We start from the raw sequence: 15,651 nt of genomic DNA, 5'->3' as shown, positions 1-15,651 counted from the left end.
AGACGGGGCCGTGGGACGGACGCGAGGAGAATTAGTTGGAGGCGGCGATGCGGGCCTTCTCGAGAGCGGCCAGCGTGCGAAGAACCGTGGCCTTCTGCTTGTTCAGATCGCTCAGTCGTGCGCGAGCCGGCAACCCTTGTGCGAGTTCGGCGACCTTGATCTGCTCGTCGATCGAACCGAGCTGATCGAGAAGCCCTAGGACGCGCGTCTGGAGCGTGTCGATGTCCACGGTGTCGGTCTTGACCGGAGCGGCAACACGCGTCGCTGTGCCCGTGCTGGCGGGGCGGGAAGCGCGTGCGGGTGACGTGTCGGCGACAACCGTTGCGGCGCGGGGCCGAATTGCCTTGCGAACAGCGGCCGCATCAGGAAGGACGTCCATACGGATCTCGTTCAGGACTCGGCGGGCCTCGCGTGCGTTGACGCGGTACTCGCGCTCTTCGTCGTCGTCGGACTGCAGCGTGCCGCCGAGCGGGCGCAGACCGTACATGCCGAGGAAGCGCTTGGCGTCGTCGATGATGCCTTCGTTTTCACGGCATTTTCCGCAGCGGGGTTCGTTGCGGAACATGTCCACGGAGTTGTCGTCTCCGCACCAGACACAAGATCCTGGGCGCCACCGCCGGATCGTCGGAACTGATGAATTCAGGGAATGAGATTCGGGCCGGGATTCCAGGGTTTGCGCGTCGATCACGACGAGCCACACTAGGCGAAGATTGCGGCGCGGTGAACACCGCCCCAACATCGACCTGGGTTTCTCGACGGGAGCGTGATCAAGATCATGTCAATCGTCGCATTCGGCGGTATTCGTGTGTCCCACAGGTGGTTTCATGATGACCGGGTGGTCTGTTTCTGAGACCTTCACGAAGACGACGACGGGCGCGTACCGGTGACCGTGAAGTCACAGGTACGCGCCCGTAGTGCGGCGCGAGACTAGGCGCTGCCGTTGAACAGCGAAGTCACAGAACCGTTCTCGAAAACTTCCTTGATGGTGCGAGCGAGCAGCGGTGCGATGGACAGCACCGTCAGCGTCGGGAACTTCTTCGACTCGTCGATCGGAAGTGTGTTGGTGACAACAACTTCCTTCGCGCCACACGTCGACAGACGCTCGGCCGCAGGGTCGGAGAGGACGCCGTGGGTTGCAGCGATGACGACATCACCTGCACCGGCCTCCTTGAGCACCTTGACCGCGCCGGCGATGGTTCCGCCGGTGTCGATCATGTCGTCGATCAGGATGCAGGTGCGACCTTCGACCTCACCGACGACTCGGTTGGACTTGACCTGGTTGGGTACCAACGGGTCGCGCGTCTTGTGAATGAATGCCAGCGGTGCTCCGCCGAGCGAGTCGGCCCACTTCTCGGCGACACGAACGCGGCCCGAGTCGGGGGACACCACCGTGATGTTCTCGAGGTTGTAGCCCGCGCGAATGTGGTTGGCCAACTGGCTGTGTGCGTGCATGTGATCGACGGGGCCGTCGAAAAAGCCCTGGATCTGATCGGTATGCAGGTCGACCGTGATGATGCGATCGGCGCCGGCGGTCTTGAGCAGGTCGGCAATCAGGCGAGCGGAGATCGGCTCGCGTCCGCGATGCTTCTTGTCCTGGCGGGCGTACGGGTAGAACGGAAGAACGGCGGTGATGCGCTTTGCCGATCCACGCTTGAGAGCGTCGATCATGATGAGCTGCTCCATCACCCACGTGTTCAGCGGTGCCGGATGACTCTGCAGGACGAACGCATCGGAGCCGCGAACCGACTCTTCGAATCGAACGAAGATCTCACCGTTCGCGAAGTCGCGCGCGGTCTGCGGGGTGACGCGGATGTCGAGTTCCTTCGCCACCTGCTCCGCCAACTCGGGATGTGCGCGACCCGAGAACAACATCAGGTTCTTCTGGTTGTCGATCCAATTCGCAGTCACTGGTTCATGCCGTCCTTTTGTACTTGCCGGTCGATCTGGTGGTGATCTGTGCTGTCTGTTGTGCAGGGCTGTCAGGTTGTTGCAGGGCCGTCAGGTTGTGCAGCTGCTGCAGCGGCATCTGCCGCGGGTGTGCCGGGACGATTCTTCTGGACCCAGCCCTCGATGTTGCGCTGCACCCCACCCGAGACGGCGAGCGCCCCAGGCGGTACGTCGTTCTTCAAGACTGTGCCCGCACCCGTGTATGCGCCGTCTCCCACGACGAGAGGGGCGACGAACATGGTGTCGGAGCCTGTTCGGACATGCGACCCCACCACAGTACGGCTCTTGTTCACCCCGTCGTAATTGACGAAGACGCTCGAAGCTCCGATATTGCTGTGATGGCCGATGGTGGCGTCGCCGACGTAGGTAAGATGCGGAATCTTCGAATGCTCGCCGATATCCGCGTTCTTGGTTTCCACGTAAGCGCCGATCTTGCCGTGTGCCCCGAGGCGGGTACCAGGCCGGAGATAGGCGAAGGGGCCGACAGTCGCGTCCGCGCCGACAACGGAGTCGGTCCCGTGCGAGCGGACGACGACTGCACGCTCACCGACTCTCACGTTGTCCAACGTGGTATCCGGGCCGATCACGGCGTCTTCGCCCACCGAGGTCGTGCCGGTCAACTGAACTCCGGGCAGGAGCGTCACGTCCTGTGCGATGTGCACGTCGCAATCTATCCATGTGCTCGCAGGATCGACGACGGTGACGCCGGCACGCATCCACTTCTCGAGGATCCGACGGTTCATCTCGCGGGCGAGCGTCGAGAGCTGCACGCGATCGTTGGCGCCCGCGACGAGAACCGAATCCGCGATGTGCTGAGCACGAACACGCTTGCCCGCGCGACGGGCGATCATGATCACATCGGTGAGATAGAACTCGTGTTGTGCGTTGTTGGAGTCGAGGGACGCCAGCGCGTCGCGCAGAGTTTCGAAGTCGAAGGCGTAGACCCCTGAATTGACTTCGGTGATCGAGCGCTGCGAATCGGTGGCTTCCTTCTCCTCGACTATGGCGTTCACCTCGCCGTCCGTCGTACGAAGGATTCGCCCGTAGCCGGTGGGGTCGACGGCCGTCGACGTCAACACCGTCACCGCGGCCGCGGGAGCAGCCGTGTGCTGGGCGAGGAGGTCTGCGATGGTCTTGCCGTCGAGCAGAGGCACGTCGGCGGCTGTGACGAGTACGGTCCCGGAGAAGTCGGCCGGCAACCCCTCGAGCCCACAACTGACAGCGTGCCCGGTGCCCTTCTGCTCGTCCTGAACAGCGACGGTGACGGAACGGTCCAGTTCCCCGGCGACTGCGTTCACGGCTTCGGTGACACGCTCACGATCGTGACCGACGACGGTCACCAGGTGCGTGGGATTCAGTGAGGTTGCCGCGTGAAGCGAATGTGCCAGCATGCTGCGTCCGGCGAGAGTGTGGAGGACCTTGGGAGTCTTCGACTTCATTCGTGTACCGGCACCCGCTGCGAGAACGATCACGGCGGTCTGCACTGGTTTGAGCTCCCTCTGTCGATCAAACTGTCGATCAAACTGTCGATCAAGACATACATTCCGCTCGGGAAAGCATGTTGTTCACCAGCTCCGCCGCCAGGACTCGAACCTGAACTATCTGAACCAAAATCAGAGGTGCTGCCATTACACCACGGCGGATTGCCACGCATTGCCGAGCCTTGCGGCCGAACGCGCGAAAGAATAATCGCATGCCGACCCGCCGTAGGTCGAACCGCTCCTCCGATCGGGCCCCCGAAGTCCCGATAGGCTGAGCGTCCACAGCAGTGATTTGTGTGTCGGCGAGAGGAAGACAATGGCGACGGTGTCCGGTTCGGGTGGCGGGGATCCAGTTCCCGAACGAGTGACACGGATCCGGATGACCGGTACCCAACGTCGGCAACAGCTGATCGAGATCGGGCGGGCATTGTTCGCCGAACGGGGATACGAAGCGACCTCGATCGAGGAGATCGCCCAGCGCGCGAACGTGTCCAAGCCTGTCGTGTACGAGCACTTCGGCGGCAAGGAGGGGCTGTACGCCGTCGTAGTGGACCGGGAAATGTCGCGACTCCTCGAGATGATCACGTCTTCGCTCTCACAAAATCGCTCGAGAGTTCGAGTCGAGCGGGTTGCGTTGGCTTTGCTCACCTACGTGGAAGAGCACACCGACGGATTTCGGATACTCGTGCGCGATTCGTCCGTTGTCGCGCCCAGTGGGACATATTCGAGCCTCCTCAACGACGCGATCAGTCAGGTGGGCTACCTGTTGGCGGGGGACTTCTCCAGACGCGGTTTCGACCCCGGACTAGCAACGATGTACGCACAGGCGCTTGTCGGCATGGTGTCCACTACGGCTACTTGGTGGCTCGACGAACGGACTCCGTCGAAGGAAGTTGTCGCCGCTCACCTCGTGAATTTGTGTTGGAATGGGCTGACGAATCTGGAAGCCGATCCACAATTGGAGGGTTAACCAGGCGCGCCTGCCGCGCAGAGATGGATCGCGGTCTAAGCTGTGTTCGCTGTATCACGATCGTTTGATGGGCAAATGTCTCATTTGTTTGCAGGGTGGGTTGAATGCCGAACCGTGCCATCCATTTTGACGCTGTGAACGGGTAAGACCAAGAATTCGTTCGATGTGTGGTGATTGGAGGCCGGATCGATGGTGAGGCAAGAGCGGGCAGAAGCCACCCGTGATTCGGTGCTGCGCGGAGCAGCGGGTGTGTTCTTGCGCCTGGGCTATGCCAATGCCAGCTTGAGCGAGATCATCGCCGAGTCGCAGGTGACCAAAGGCGCCCTGTACTTCCATTTCGGGTCCAAGGAAGAACTCGCGCGGGCAGTGATCGACGAGGGTTCGGCACGTTTCGACGCAAAATGTGAGCTCTGGTTGGACCGTCGAACTCCCGCGCTCGAGTCACTGATCGGTATTTCGTCGGTCATCGTCGACATCGGTGCGCATGACGCCATGGTTAGAGCTACGTTCCGCTTGTTAGTCGAGATCGGAGACTATCGGGGCTCCGGGCCGGCGACTCTGGACGTGTGGCTCGACATTTACCGTGAACTTGCCAGCCGTGCGGCCGACGAAGGTGATCTGCGTTCGGACGCGGATTCTGCTGACATTGCTCGTTTCCTGTTGGAAGTTGCGTCGGGAGTTCGGCTGATGGCAGCCGCGACCGGGACCGTTCGTGAGCTTTCGGACTCCATGAAGGCATCGTGGAACTTGATACTGCCGATCGTGGTCCCGGAATCGAAAGTGGAGTACTTCAGGCAATTCGCGGCCCGTCGCCTTGCCAGTGATCACTGAAATCACTGGCTCTCCGCACTGCTCCTTGGTCAATTTGCTGCAAATGTCCTGGTAGGGACATTGTTCTCTTTGTTCTGCATTCGAAACAAACTGAGAGTATGTTTATAGTGTTGATGGGAATCTGGAAGTCCGATCTTGCCGTCAATCTTCGGATTGCGGTATGTTCTATCGGTAGCTGAAGAATTGCTGGGAATGAAGGTTTGTCAGGGCAGGGTGACGGCGTCGGCGCACCGGGCAGCATAGGGGGCTGCCCGGCGTGTACGACCCCAGATGGGGAGTCGACAGATGGGTGACACTGCGCCGACGCCGATGCTCGACATCGGCCCGCGGATCGGCTGTGACGTAGTGAACGTCGTGGATGTCACTCGAAGTATCGAACTCTTCGGGCGGAGGTATCTCGATCGGACCTTCACCCCGCACGAATTGCAGACCTGCGCCGGGCCGGCGCGGGATCAACGATTGGCTGCACGTTTCGCCGCCAAAGAGGCTGTGGTGAAGGTACTGCGGCCTGGTGACGTTCCCGTTCCGTGGAGTTCCATCGAAATCACTCGGGCCGAGTGGGGTGGCTGTGGGGTGACACTGTCCGGTAATGCCGCGGAACTCGCGCGGGCCCAGGATCTGCACGATTTTCAAGTATCTATCTCGCACGAAGCGGACGTGGCCATCGCAATGGTGATCGCAACACGCTCGGGCGCTCGCATCGAAAAGAAGGACGACATCGCTGATGATTGATCAGGCAATTCGGAAAGTGCTCGTCGAGCACGGTCGGCTGGCAGTCGACGTGAGCACGATCGACGGAGAGGCCGATCTTTACGAGTTGGGTTTGACGTCGCACGCGAGCGTGAATGTCATGTTGGCGCTGGAGGATTCGTTCGACATCGAGTTCCCTGACGAGTTGTTGCGGAAGAGTACTTTCGCAAGCGTCAAGGCGATCGAGGGTGCGTTGACGGAGTTGGGTGCTGCATGAACGCTCCGCAATCGCAGTGCTCCACCGGAACGGCCCTCGAGCGGGCCGCACGGTTGGCCGACGAAGTTGCAGCGGTGTGGGCCGACGAAGTCGATGCAGAAGCAAGGTTTCCGCGTGAAGCTGTCGACGCCATGCGAAGCGAACGGCTGCTGTCCGTAGCTGTGCCGAGGGAACTAGGCGGCGAAGGGCTCTCGCTGCAGGAAGTGTCGCAGATCGCCCGTGTGATCGGAACACGCTGTGCAGCAAGCGGAATGATTTTCGCGATGCATCAGACGCAGATATACTCGTTGGTCAAGCACGGCAACACCGAAGCACTACGCGAGTTTGTCGAAGAAACGGTCGACAAGCAATTGCTGTTGGCATCGGCAACCACTGAGCTGGGAATCGGTGGTGACGTCAGCCGGAGTTACTGCGCGGTGGAAGACTTGGGCGGTCACCTGCTGTTGATCAAGAACGCGCCTGTCATTTCGTACGGTGAACACTCCGACGCGATAGTCGTGACGGCTCGGCGAACACCGGAGAGTCAGCCGAACGATCAGGTTCTCGTGGTGTGTCGTACCCCAGACCTGACGCTCGAACGCACCACCGAGTGGAACACGCTGGGGCTGAGGGGAACTTGCAGTCTCGGTTACATCCTTCGGGCCACCTCGACGCCGGAGATGGTCGCCGACGTACCGTATTCCGATATCTCCACCCACACGATGCTTCCGGTCTCGCACGTCGTCTGGAGTTCGGTGTGGTTGGGAATTGCCGACGCTGCAGTCGAGAAGGCGCGCAAGTACGTGCGTGCCGCCGCCCGCAAGCAGCCCGGGGTCACTTCCCCCGGAGCGCTGCGGCTCGCCGAAGTTGCCGCTTCGGCACAACAATTCGCCGATCTCGTCGGCGCCTCTGCACGCAGGTACGACCGCGCAGTCCACGCGGAGGAAGGCGTTGCCGATTTCGAGGCGACGGGAGCGGTGGGATTTTCGCTCGCAATGAACAACCTGAAAGTCACAGCGTCGACAGCGGTGGTGGAAATCGTGGGGCAGACAATGTTGATCTGTGGAATCTCGGGATATCGCGAGGACACCGAATTCTCGCTCGGTCGGCACCTTCGTGACGCGCACGGCGCAGCGGTGATGGTGAACAACGATCGAATCATGGCAGGTTCAGCGCACATGGCTATCGGATACCGGGGAACGCTATGACGAACGAGACTGTGACAGGCGAGACCGATCTGGATCGGGCCCGGGCTGCATTTCAACGTGAACTGCTCGTCGAAGGACTTCTCGTCGAGACGGAGGTGCCGGGACTCTACGGGCGTTCCGGAGTGTTCGAGGACATCGTCGACGGTATCGACCGAGTGGTGATTGCAGCGGGGCCAGGCGACGCCGCGACTCGGCTGCGGTTCCCGCCGGTGTTCCCGCGGAGCAGTTTCGAGCGCACCGACTACATCGCTTCGTTTCCCAACCTCACCGGCGCCATCAACACCTTCGCTGGTTCCAATCGCGATCACGCGCGACTGCTGGCCGATCGCGCCGAGGGACAATCGTGGGACCGCCACCTCGAGCCGACCGAGACCATGCTCGTGTCCGCAGCGTGCCATCCTGCCTATGCGCGGTATACCGGAGTTCTCCCCGAAGGCGGAGTGCTGCTGGACATCTACGGTTTTTGCTTCCGGCACGAACCGGCGATCGATCCGGCTCGCATGCAGGCGTTTCGGATGCACGAGTTCGTGACGATCGGTGACGCCGCGGCAGCGCGAGCGCATCGCGAGCACTGGATCGAGCGGGGGCTCGAGGTGCTCGGCCGGCTCGAACTCGACGCTACCCCGGTGATCGCCAATGATCCTTTCTTCGGGCGCGCCGGAAAGATGCTTGCAGCCAACCAGCGTGAAGAGAATCTCAAGACGGAACTGACGGTTCGGCTCTACGGAGATCTCGACGAGGGCACGGCGATCGTGTCCTCGAACAACCATCTCGACCATTTCGGTGTCAACTTCGACATCCGAACGGCGGAGGGGGAGGTGGCACACAGCTCGTGCGTCGGCTTCGGGATGGAGCGAATCGCGTTGTCCTTGTTGCGGACTCATGGTCTTGACGTGGCTGCATGGCCAACCTCCGTTCGTGAACGAATGGGCATCTGATGTCACGGCTCATCGACATTTCACCTGATCGCTACAGGCCCCATTCGTTGCATCAGGACGACCGCGTGTGGGCGCAGACCAACTGCTACACGGATCTGTGGATCGAAGTGTTGCATTCGCTGGGATTGGACCCCGTCCCGGCATTGGCATGTGCCTTCTCATCGCGGTTCGACGGGACTCAGTGGACGTTCCTCAAGCTCAAGGCCGAGGACATCTACGCGCTGTACGGAATCGAAGTCGCCGAGATGAACGTCTGGCGGGCACCGCTGATCCATGTCGAGGACAACCTCGCGGTTGGGATGCTGTCGACGGTTGAAGTGGACGGATACTGGCTTCCCGACACTCTTGGAACGAGTTATCACGAGGGGCACACCAAGACCACGATCGTGCCCAATCGGATCGATCGCGTTGCCGGCGAGCTCGAGTACTTTCACAACAGCGGGTACTACTTGCTGCGAGGCGACGATTTCTCCGGCGTCTTCGATCTCGATCGTTCCTCACTTCCTTCGTTCGTGCCCTACGTCGAACAGATCAGGTTGAATCCGGTTCACGCGACCAACGCCGGAAACATCGCCGAAGTGGCTCGGCGGAATGTAGCGGTTCGAGCGGTGGGTAATCCCGTGCGAGAGCTGGGACGCAAGGTGATCGACGACCTCGAATGGGTGCAGGGGGCGGGTATGGATGCGTTTCACCTCTGGTCCTTCGGGCTACTTCGTCAGTGCGGGGCCAGCGCGGAGCTGGCCGCCGACGCCAGCGAGTTCTTGGACACTGCAGGTTTCTCCGGGACAGGCGAAGCTGCGCCAGATTTCCGCAAAGTGGCATCCGGTGCCAAGAGCGTGCAGTTTCAGATGGCGCGTGCATCCAGGGGCCGCGCGGTGGACCCGCGTGAGCAACTCGACGAGATGGCCGTGTCGTGGAAGAGGGCGATGGAAATCGTTGCCGACACAGTCGGCGTCGACTCGCATCGACACCTGAGGTTGGTCTGACAGTGCCACGTTCGTCAGCAGACCTGCTGGCCGGCGCGATATGGCGATGCGCTGCAACCGAACCCGGATCCATATCCGACCCGGATGCCCTCGAAGCCGTGACCGAGTGGGTCGCAGCGTCCGTGCCTGGAACAGTCGTCGGTGCGTTACGTGCGGCGCAAACGGACGCCGGACGCACAAAGTCCGTTTCGTCGTCTGTTTCAGAATCATCCGTTTCATCGTCGGACTGGTGGTTCGTGACTACCGTGGCCACGACTGGTGAGGGGTCGTGGCTGCTCCAGTTCGACGGTATGACGGCGTTTGCGGATGTCTGGATCGGCGGTGTCCGTGTCGCGTCCACTGAATCCATGTTCGCACCTGGGGAAGTGAGCATTCCGGCCGGAGTCGGCGCTGGTAAACGTGTCCAGGTGGCTGTTCATTTTCATTCTCTCTCCGCGATTTTGAGATCGAGGCGTCCTCGAGGACGTTGGCGCTCGTCGATGGTCCGTGAGCAGGGCCTTCGGTGGATCCGAACCACGATGCTCGGTATGGCTCCCGTGTTCAGTGGTGTGCCGGTACCGGTGGGTCCGTGGCGGGGTATCCGCCTGTTGGACAAGGGGATTGCCGCCGTAGTCTCTGCTGTCAAGCATGCGAGTGTTGACGGCACAACCGGTCGCGTTGCCGTCAGTGCTCGGCTCACCGGATTGCCGGCCTCGCTGGAGTACGTGACCGTGCGTGTCGGCGAACACTCGCGGCAGTTGGCTGTATCCGCCGGACCGGATGGATTTCTCGAGGTGTCCGGCGTCGTCGAAGTGCCGGAAGCGAAGTTGTGGTGGCCGCACACTCATGGCACCCCGCGCACTTATCGGGTGACGATGGAAGCGGTCGGAGTCTCCGAGCATCTCGGTTCAGTTGGCTTCCGGACGGTGGAGGTCGACAGATCCGATGGTGGATTCCGTTTGTATGTCAACGGCATCCGGGTGTACTGCCGTGGTTCGGTGTGGGTGCCGACCGACCCGATCTCGCTTCAAGGCGACGCCGGCACCACTCGCGTCTTGGAACGCCTGGCAGAGGCCGGCCTGAACATGATTCGAATCCCGGGGACGATGGTCTACGAGAGCGACCACTTCTGGGAGGAATGCGCGCGACTGGGCATTCTCGTGTGGCAGGACATGATGTTGGCGACGCTCGATCCGCCCGACACCGACGAATTCTTCGAACTCGTTGCCTCCGAGGTCACCGAGTTCTTGCACAGAGTGCGCGGAAATCCCGCTTTGGCAGTCTTCTGCGGCGGCAGCGAGACCGAACAGCAGCCGACCATGCTGGGCTTGGTCGATCAACACATCCCGCTCATTCATTCGAGACTGCCGGAGTTGATCTCGACGGTGGCACCCGAACTCGAGTACGTGACGTCGTCCCCCTCGGCGCCTCGCGGGGGCGAGCAATTGGCAACGCATGTCGGAAGCGGGGTCGCTCACTACTTCGGGGTGGGTGCCTATCGTCGTCCACTGGCCGACGTGCTCAGCGCGCGAGTACGTTTTGCGACCGAATCATTGGCATTTTCGATTCCACCGTCGAATGCCGTGATCGAGAACGAATTCGGTTCACTCGCCGTCGCGGGGCACCACCCGGCATGGAAAGCCGCGGTGCCTCGGGACAACGGATCGTCGTGGGATTTCGAGGATGTTCGGGACCACTACGTCTACGCGCTTTTCGGCGAAGACGCTCGTGAAGTCCGGTGGTCCGACCCGGAACGCTATCTCGACCTGGGGCGAGCAGCTGTATGTGAGGCGTTCGCATCGACGCTCGGATACTGGCGTCGCCCGGACTCTCGGTGCGACGGCGCCTTGACACTCGCACTGCGAGACATGGAGCCCGGACCGGGATGGGGGGTCCTCGATTGGAGCGGCAGCCCCAAAGCTCCGTGGTTCGTGCTCCGTAGGAGCGCCAAACCGATCGCGCTCCTCGTCACGGACGACGGTATGGACGGATTGAGGCTCGACGCGATCAACGAGACCGCCGAACCTGTCGTCGGCGAGATCAGGTTCCGAGCGCACAGTCGGTCAGGTGTCGTCCCGGTCGACGTCGCGCTACCGGTCAACGTGGAAGCGCATTCAAGTCTGACCTGGTCCGTGGACAGCCTTGTCGGCCGTTTCACCGACCTCACTCACGTCTTTCGGTTCGGGGCGCGGACATACGACGCCGTCACCGTCACACTCGAAGACGAAGACGGCGAGATGGTGGACGAAGTGGTCCACCTCCTGGGTGGCTCGGCGCGGCCTCGCGAGCGATCGGTCGGACTTGTTGCCACAGCGCGCAACGTCGGTGACGAAGAGTGGGTAGTCGACGTCTCGACGGATGCTTCCGCCCAATACGTTGCCCTCGAACTGCAGGGCTTCGAGCCCGAAGACTCCTGGTTCCACCTCGCGCCGAACGGTCGCAGGACTGTACGCCTACGGAGAACCGGTCAGGCGACGAAGGTGATCGGTCGCGTTCGGGCGCTCAACTCGCACGTGAGTGCGGCCGTGGCGCCGCCGATCACTCCGGTCACACAATCCTCGCCGTCCAAGCGGACGTCGAAGAAGACGAGTGCTACGGGAAACTGAACGGATCGGACTGCGCTGCGAGATCGCACACCGATAGAATCGAACCGGCGCGCAACTCTGCCTCGGTGGGGATATTGCGCTCGGGCTGTGCGTCCGCAACCCGTCATCACTGTTCAGGAGCGCGTTCGTTGACTTCCTTGTCCTCTGCCCAGACTGCGCTCGCTGGACTCGCCGAGGTCGCCCTCGCAGATGCCGCGTTCACTCCGGTGATCGAATCCATCGGCTCGGCCGCCTTGGACATCGTGGCTCCGAAGCCGGCTCGACCGTTCATCGCCGCTGCACTCGCCGCTCGCACGCCGGTGCTGCTGGTGACAGCCACCGGTCGTGAAGCCGACGATCTCACTTCGGAACTCACCGAGATGCTCGGTGGAGGCGTGGCGCAGTTCCCGTCGTGGGAAACATTGCCGCACGAGCGACTGTCGCCGAGCGCGGATACCGTTGGGCGACGGGTGGAGGTACTGCGCAGACTCGCCAGGCCAGACGACGCCTCGTACGGATCGCCTCTTCGGGTGATCGTCACCACGGTGCGCTCCCTCGTTCAGCCGATGGCGCCAGGCCTGGGCGAGATAGAACCGATCACGTTGCGCGTCGGCACCGAGATCGATTTCGATTCCGTTCTGGTTCGTCTGGTTGAGATGGCGTACAGCCGGGTCGACATGGTGGGAAAGCGTGGTGAGTTCGCGGTCCGTGGTGGCATTCTCGACTTGTTCTCGCCCACGGCGGATCATCCGGTCCGTATCGAATTCTGGGGTGACGAGGTATCGGAGCTTCGCTACTTCTCAGTTGCCGATCAGCGTTCGCTAGCGGACGTCGACGTCGATTCCGTGATCGCGCCGCCGTGTCGTGAACTGATTTTGACAGCTGATGTTCGTGATCGAGCTGCCGCACTCGCTGCTGAGAACCAGGCTGACGCGTCGTTGGTCGAGATGCTGGACAAGATCTCGGCAGGTATCCCCGTCGAGGGGATGGAAGCTCTGCTCCCGGTTCTCAAACCCGGTGAACTGCAGCTTCTTTCCGATGTACTTCCTGAAGGGGCGCACATTCTTCTGTGTGATCCGGAAAAGGTGCGCACCCGCGCCACCGACCTGGTGCGCACCGGCCAGGAATTCTTGGAAGCATCGTGGACGGCGGCGTCGATCGGCGGCGCTGCACCGCTCGACACGTCGATCCTCAACGGCGGAGGAGTCGATCTCGGTGCCTCCGCGTACCGGTCGCTTCGTCATGTTCGCGAATCTGCCGAAGCTGCCGGCCGACCCTGGTGGACAGTCAGCCCGCTGGCGTCGGGAAACGGTGAAGAACTCGAACTCCCGGTGCATGCGGCACCGCAGGTGCGCGGTTCCGACGACCTGTTGGCCGAGCTGTTCGTCAGCCTTCGGGCGCACGTGAGCACGGGCGGTCGCGCGGCGATCGTGGTGGCAGGTGCCGGAACCGCAAGCCGCGTCGTGGAGCGACTCGGTGAAGCCGAAGTGCCCGCCAAGATGCTCGATGCCGGCGCTACCCCCGCCCGTGGACAGGTCGCGGTGCTCCGCGGATCACTGCATGACGGACTGGTACTCGCCGGCGACGACTCGACGCCTGGGATGGTGATCGTCACCGAGTCCGATCTGACCGGCAACCGCGTTGCTGCGGTCGGCGACGGAAAGCGCTTGCCGGCCAAGCGCCGCAATCAGGTTGATCCCCTCGCGCTGTCGGCAGGGGACATGGTCGTGCATGATCAGCACGGTATCGGCCGGTTCGTCGAAATGGTCGAACGCACTATCGGTGGGGCGCGTCGTGAATACCTGGTCATCGAATACGCGCCGAGCAAGCGCGGTCACCCGGGCGATCGTCTGTTCGTCCCGATGGAATCGCTCGATCAACTCTCCCGATACGTCGGTGGGGAGTTGCCGGCGCTGAGCAAGCTCGGTGGATCCGACTGGGCAAACACCAAGCGTAAGGCCCGCAAGGCAGTTCGTGAGATCGCGGGCGAGCTGGTTCAGCTCTACGCAGCGCGTCAGGCTGCTCCCGGGCATGCGTTCGGCCCGGACACACCGTGGCAGAAGGAACTCGAAGACGCATTCGCGTTCACCGAGACGATCGACCAGTTGACCGTTATCAGTGAGGTCAAGGCCGACATGGAGAAGCCGGTTCCGATGGACCGGGTGGTCATCGGTGACGTCGGGTACGGCAAGACGGAGATCGCCGTCCGCGCCGCGTTCAAGGCAGTGCAGGACGGCAAGCAAGTGGCGGTGCTGGTGCCGACGACTCTGCTTGCACAGCAACATCTTCAGACCTTCACCGAACGAATGGCGTCGTTCCCGGTGAAGGTGCGAGGGCTGTCCCGGTTCACCGACGCCAAGGACTCGAAGGAAATCATCGCCGGCATGGCGGAAGGTGAGATCGACATCGTCGTCGGTACTCACAGGTTGCTGCAGACCGGTATTCGCTGGAAGGACCTCGGGCTTGTGATCGTCGACGAGGAACAGCGATTCGGAGTCGAGCACAAGGAACACATCAAGGCGTTACGCACCCACGTCGACGTCCTGACGATGTCGGCTACCCCGATTCCTCGTACTCTCGAGATGAGCATGGCCGGGATCCGCGAGATGTCCACGATCCTCACACCGCCGGAAGAACGTCATCCGATCCTCACGTACGTCGGCGCGTATGCGGACAAGCAGGTTGCCGCGGCCATCCGGCGTGAACTTCTGCGCGACGGCCAGGTCTTCTACGTACACAACCGTGTCAGCTCGATCGACAAGGCAGCCAAGAAGATCCGTGAACTCGTCCCGGAGGCTCGCGTCGTCGTCGCGCACGGTCAGATGAACGAGGACACTCTCGAAAAGACCGTGCAAGGATTCTGGGAACGCGACTTCGACGTGTTGGTCTGTACCACGATCATCGAAACCGGTCTGGACATCTCGAACGCGAACACACTGATCGTCGAACGTGCGGATTCGCTGGGCCTCTCGCAGTTGCATCAGCTTCGCGGACGCGTCGGGCGTAGTCGTGAACGTGGATACGCCTATTTCCTGTACCCGGCCGAAAAGCCTTTGACGGAAACGGCATACGACCGACTGGCAACGATTTCGCAGAATTCGGACCTCGGCGCGGGTATGGCCGTCGCGATGAAGGACCTCGAAATCCGTGGAGCCGGAAATGTTCTGGGCGCAGAGCAGTCCGGCCACGTCGCGGGGGTCGGGTTCGATCTGTACGTCAGGCTGGTCGGTGAGGCGGTCGAAGCCTTCCGGGCTGCAGCCGACGGCAAACCGATCACAATGGACGAGGGCACGAAGGAAGTCCGGATCGACCTACCGGTGGACGCGCACATCCCGCCCGACTACGTCACCAGTGACAGGCTCAGGTTGGAGGGGTACCGCAAGCTCGCTGCGGCAACTGATTCCGACGGCATCGCTGCCGTAGTCGAAGAACTGGTCGATCGCTACGGCCCACTGCCCGAAGAGGTTCGACGGCTGATCTCGGTGGCCAAGCTTCGACTGCTCTGCCGCGAGTATCAACTGGAGGAAGTCGCCGTTACCGGAACTCAGCTCAAGATCTCGCCTATGTCACTGCCCGATTCCAAACAGATCAGGCTCAAGAGGATCTATCCGAGCGCGCAGTACCGGGCAACGACCGGGCTCGTGCAACTCCCGCTGCCTCGCACCGGCGGAGTCGGCTCGGATCGCCTGCGGGACGTCGAATTGCTCCAGTACATCGCGGACTTCATCCTGGCGATTGACGGGCGCGCCGCCGGTGCCGTCCTGGTCGAGGCGTGAGCAC

12 protein-coding genes and 1 tRNA gene are annotated in these 15,651 nt (G+C 61.9%); 9 read left to right on the top strand and 4 right to left on the bottom strand.

The annotated features are described in order from the left end of the window. Window positions 1–31: 31 nt before the first annotated feature. The 4 genes from ASU23_RS01535 to ASU23_RS01520 all read right to left on the bottom strand — a co-directional run bounded on the left by ASU23_RS01535 (window position 32) and on the right by ASU23_RS01520 (window position 3,590). Entirely contained in the window at window positions 32–565 is a 534-nt protein-coding gene (locus tag ASU23_RS01535; RefSeq protein ID WP_058226039.1) for a hypothetical protein, read from the bottom strand. 362 nt (window positions 566–927) lie between these two features. Beyond that, the gene (locus tag ASU23_RS01530; protein WP_003946284.1) at window positions 928–1,908 is read right to left on the bottom strand and encodes a ribose-phosphate diphosphokinase; all 981 of its coding nucleotides are present in this window, start codon (window positions 1,906–1,908) and stop codon (window positions 928–930) included. Window positions 1,909–1,979: 71 nt separating this feature from the next. Further along, on the bottom strand, window positions 1,980–3,431 hold the full coding sequence (gene glmU / locus ASU23_RS01525; protein ID WP_003946310.1) for a bifunctional UDP-N-acetylglucosamine diphosphorylase/glucosamine-1-phosphate N-acetyltransferase GlmU: 1,452 nt from the start codon (window positions 3,429–3,431) through the stop codon (window positions 1,980–1,982). A gap of 88 nt (window positions 3,432–3,519) precedes the next feature. Continuing rightward, a tRNA-Gln gene (locus ASU23_RS01520) sits at window positions 3,520–3,590 on the bottom strand. Window positions 3,591–3,744: 154 nt separating this feature from the next. On the opposite strand from ASU23_RS01520, the gene ASU23_RS01515 reads away from it, so the two are divergent. From ASU23_RS01515 to mfd, 9 genes are all read left to right on the top strand, one after another. Beyond that, window positions 3,745–4,398: a TetR/AcrR family transcriptional regulator gene (locus ASU23_RS01515; protein ID WP_003946303.1), complete on the top strand. Its 654-nt coding sequence runs from the start codon at window positions 3,745–3,747 to the stop codon at window positions 4,396–4,398. 189 nt (window positions 4,399–4,587) lie between these two features. After that, a complete protein-coding gene (locus ASU23_RS01510; protein ID WP_003946317.1) occupies window positions 4,588–5,229 on the top strand; it encodes a ScbR family autoregulator-binding transcription factor in 642 nt (213 codons plus the stop codon). Between the two features lie 285 nt (window positions 5,230–5,514). Continuing rightward, window positions 5,515–5,961: a holo-ACP synthase gene (locus tag ASU23_RS01505; RefSeq protein ID WP_003946314.1), complete on the top strand. Its 447-nt coding sequence runs from the start codon at window positions 5,515–5,517 to the stop codon at window positions 5,959–5,961. After that, a complete protein-coding gene (locus tag ASU23_RS01500; protein ID WP_003946296.1) occupies window positions 5,954–6,196 on the top strand; it encodes an acyl carrier protein in 243 nt (80 codons plus the stop codon). The genes ASU23_RS01505 and ASU23_RS01500 overlap by 8 nt, the downstream gene beginning before the upstream one ends. Beyond that, window positions 6,193–7,383 (top strand): acyl-CoA dehydrogenase family protein, encoded by a 1,191-nt coding sequence (locus ASU23_RS01495; protein WP_042448906.1) that lies wholly within the window; start codon window positions 6,193–6,195, stop codon window positions 7,381–7,383. The genes ASU23_RS01500 and ASU23_RS01495 overlap by 4 nt, the downstream gene beginning before the upstream one ends. After that, on the top strand, window positions 7,380–8,321 hold the full coding sequence (locus tag ASU23_RS01490; RefSeq protein WP_058037013.1) for an amino acid--[acyl-carrier-protein] ligase: 942 nt from the start codon (window positions 7,380–7,382) through the stop codon (window positions 8,319–8,321). Before ASU23_RS01495 ends, ASU23_RS01490 begins: the two co-directional genes overlap by 4 nt. Further along, window positions 8,321–9,307, top strand: coding sequence for a DUF1839 family protein (locus ASU23_RS01485; protein ID WP_003946304.1), 987 nt, complete (start codon window positions 8,321–8,323; stop codon window positions 9,305–9,307). The genes ASU23_RS01490 and ASU23_RS01485 overlap by 1 nt, the downstream gene beginning before the upstream one ends. Window positions 9,308–9,309: 2 nt before the next feature. Further along, the gene (locus tag ASU23_RS01480; RefSeq protein WP_058037012.1) at window positions 9,310–11,892 is read left to right on the top strand and encodes a glycosyl hydrolase; all 2,583 of its coding nucleotides are present in this window, start codon (window positions 9,310–9,312) and stop codon (window positions 11,890–11,892) included. Window positions 11,893–12,020: 128 nt separating this feature from the next. After that, complete coding sequence (gene mfd / locus ASU23_RS01475; RefSeq protein WP_003946285.1) at window positions 12,021–15,647, top strand: transcription-repair coupling factor; 3,627 nt, start codon at window positions 12,021–12,023, stop codon at window positions 15,645–15,647. The last annotated feature ends 4 nt before the right edge of the window (window positions 15,648–15,651 follow it).

The organism is Rhodococcus sp. KB6, from assembly GCF_001445685.1.
GTDB lineage: Bacteria > Actinomycetota > Actinomycetes > Mycobacteriales > Mycobacteriaceae > Rhodococcus_F > Rhodococcus_F qingshengii.
The sequence above is the reverse complement of the archived record's forward strand: the minus strand, read 5'-3'. Positions and strand labels throughout refer to the sequence as shown.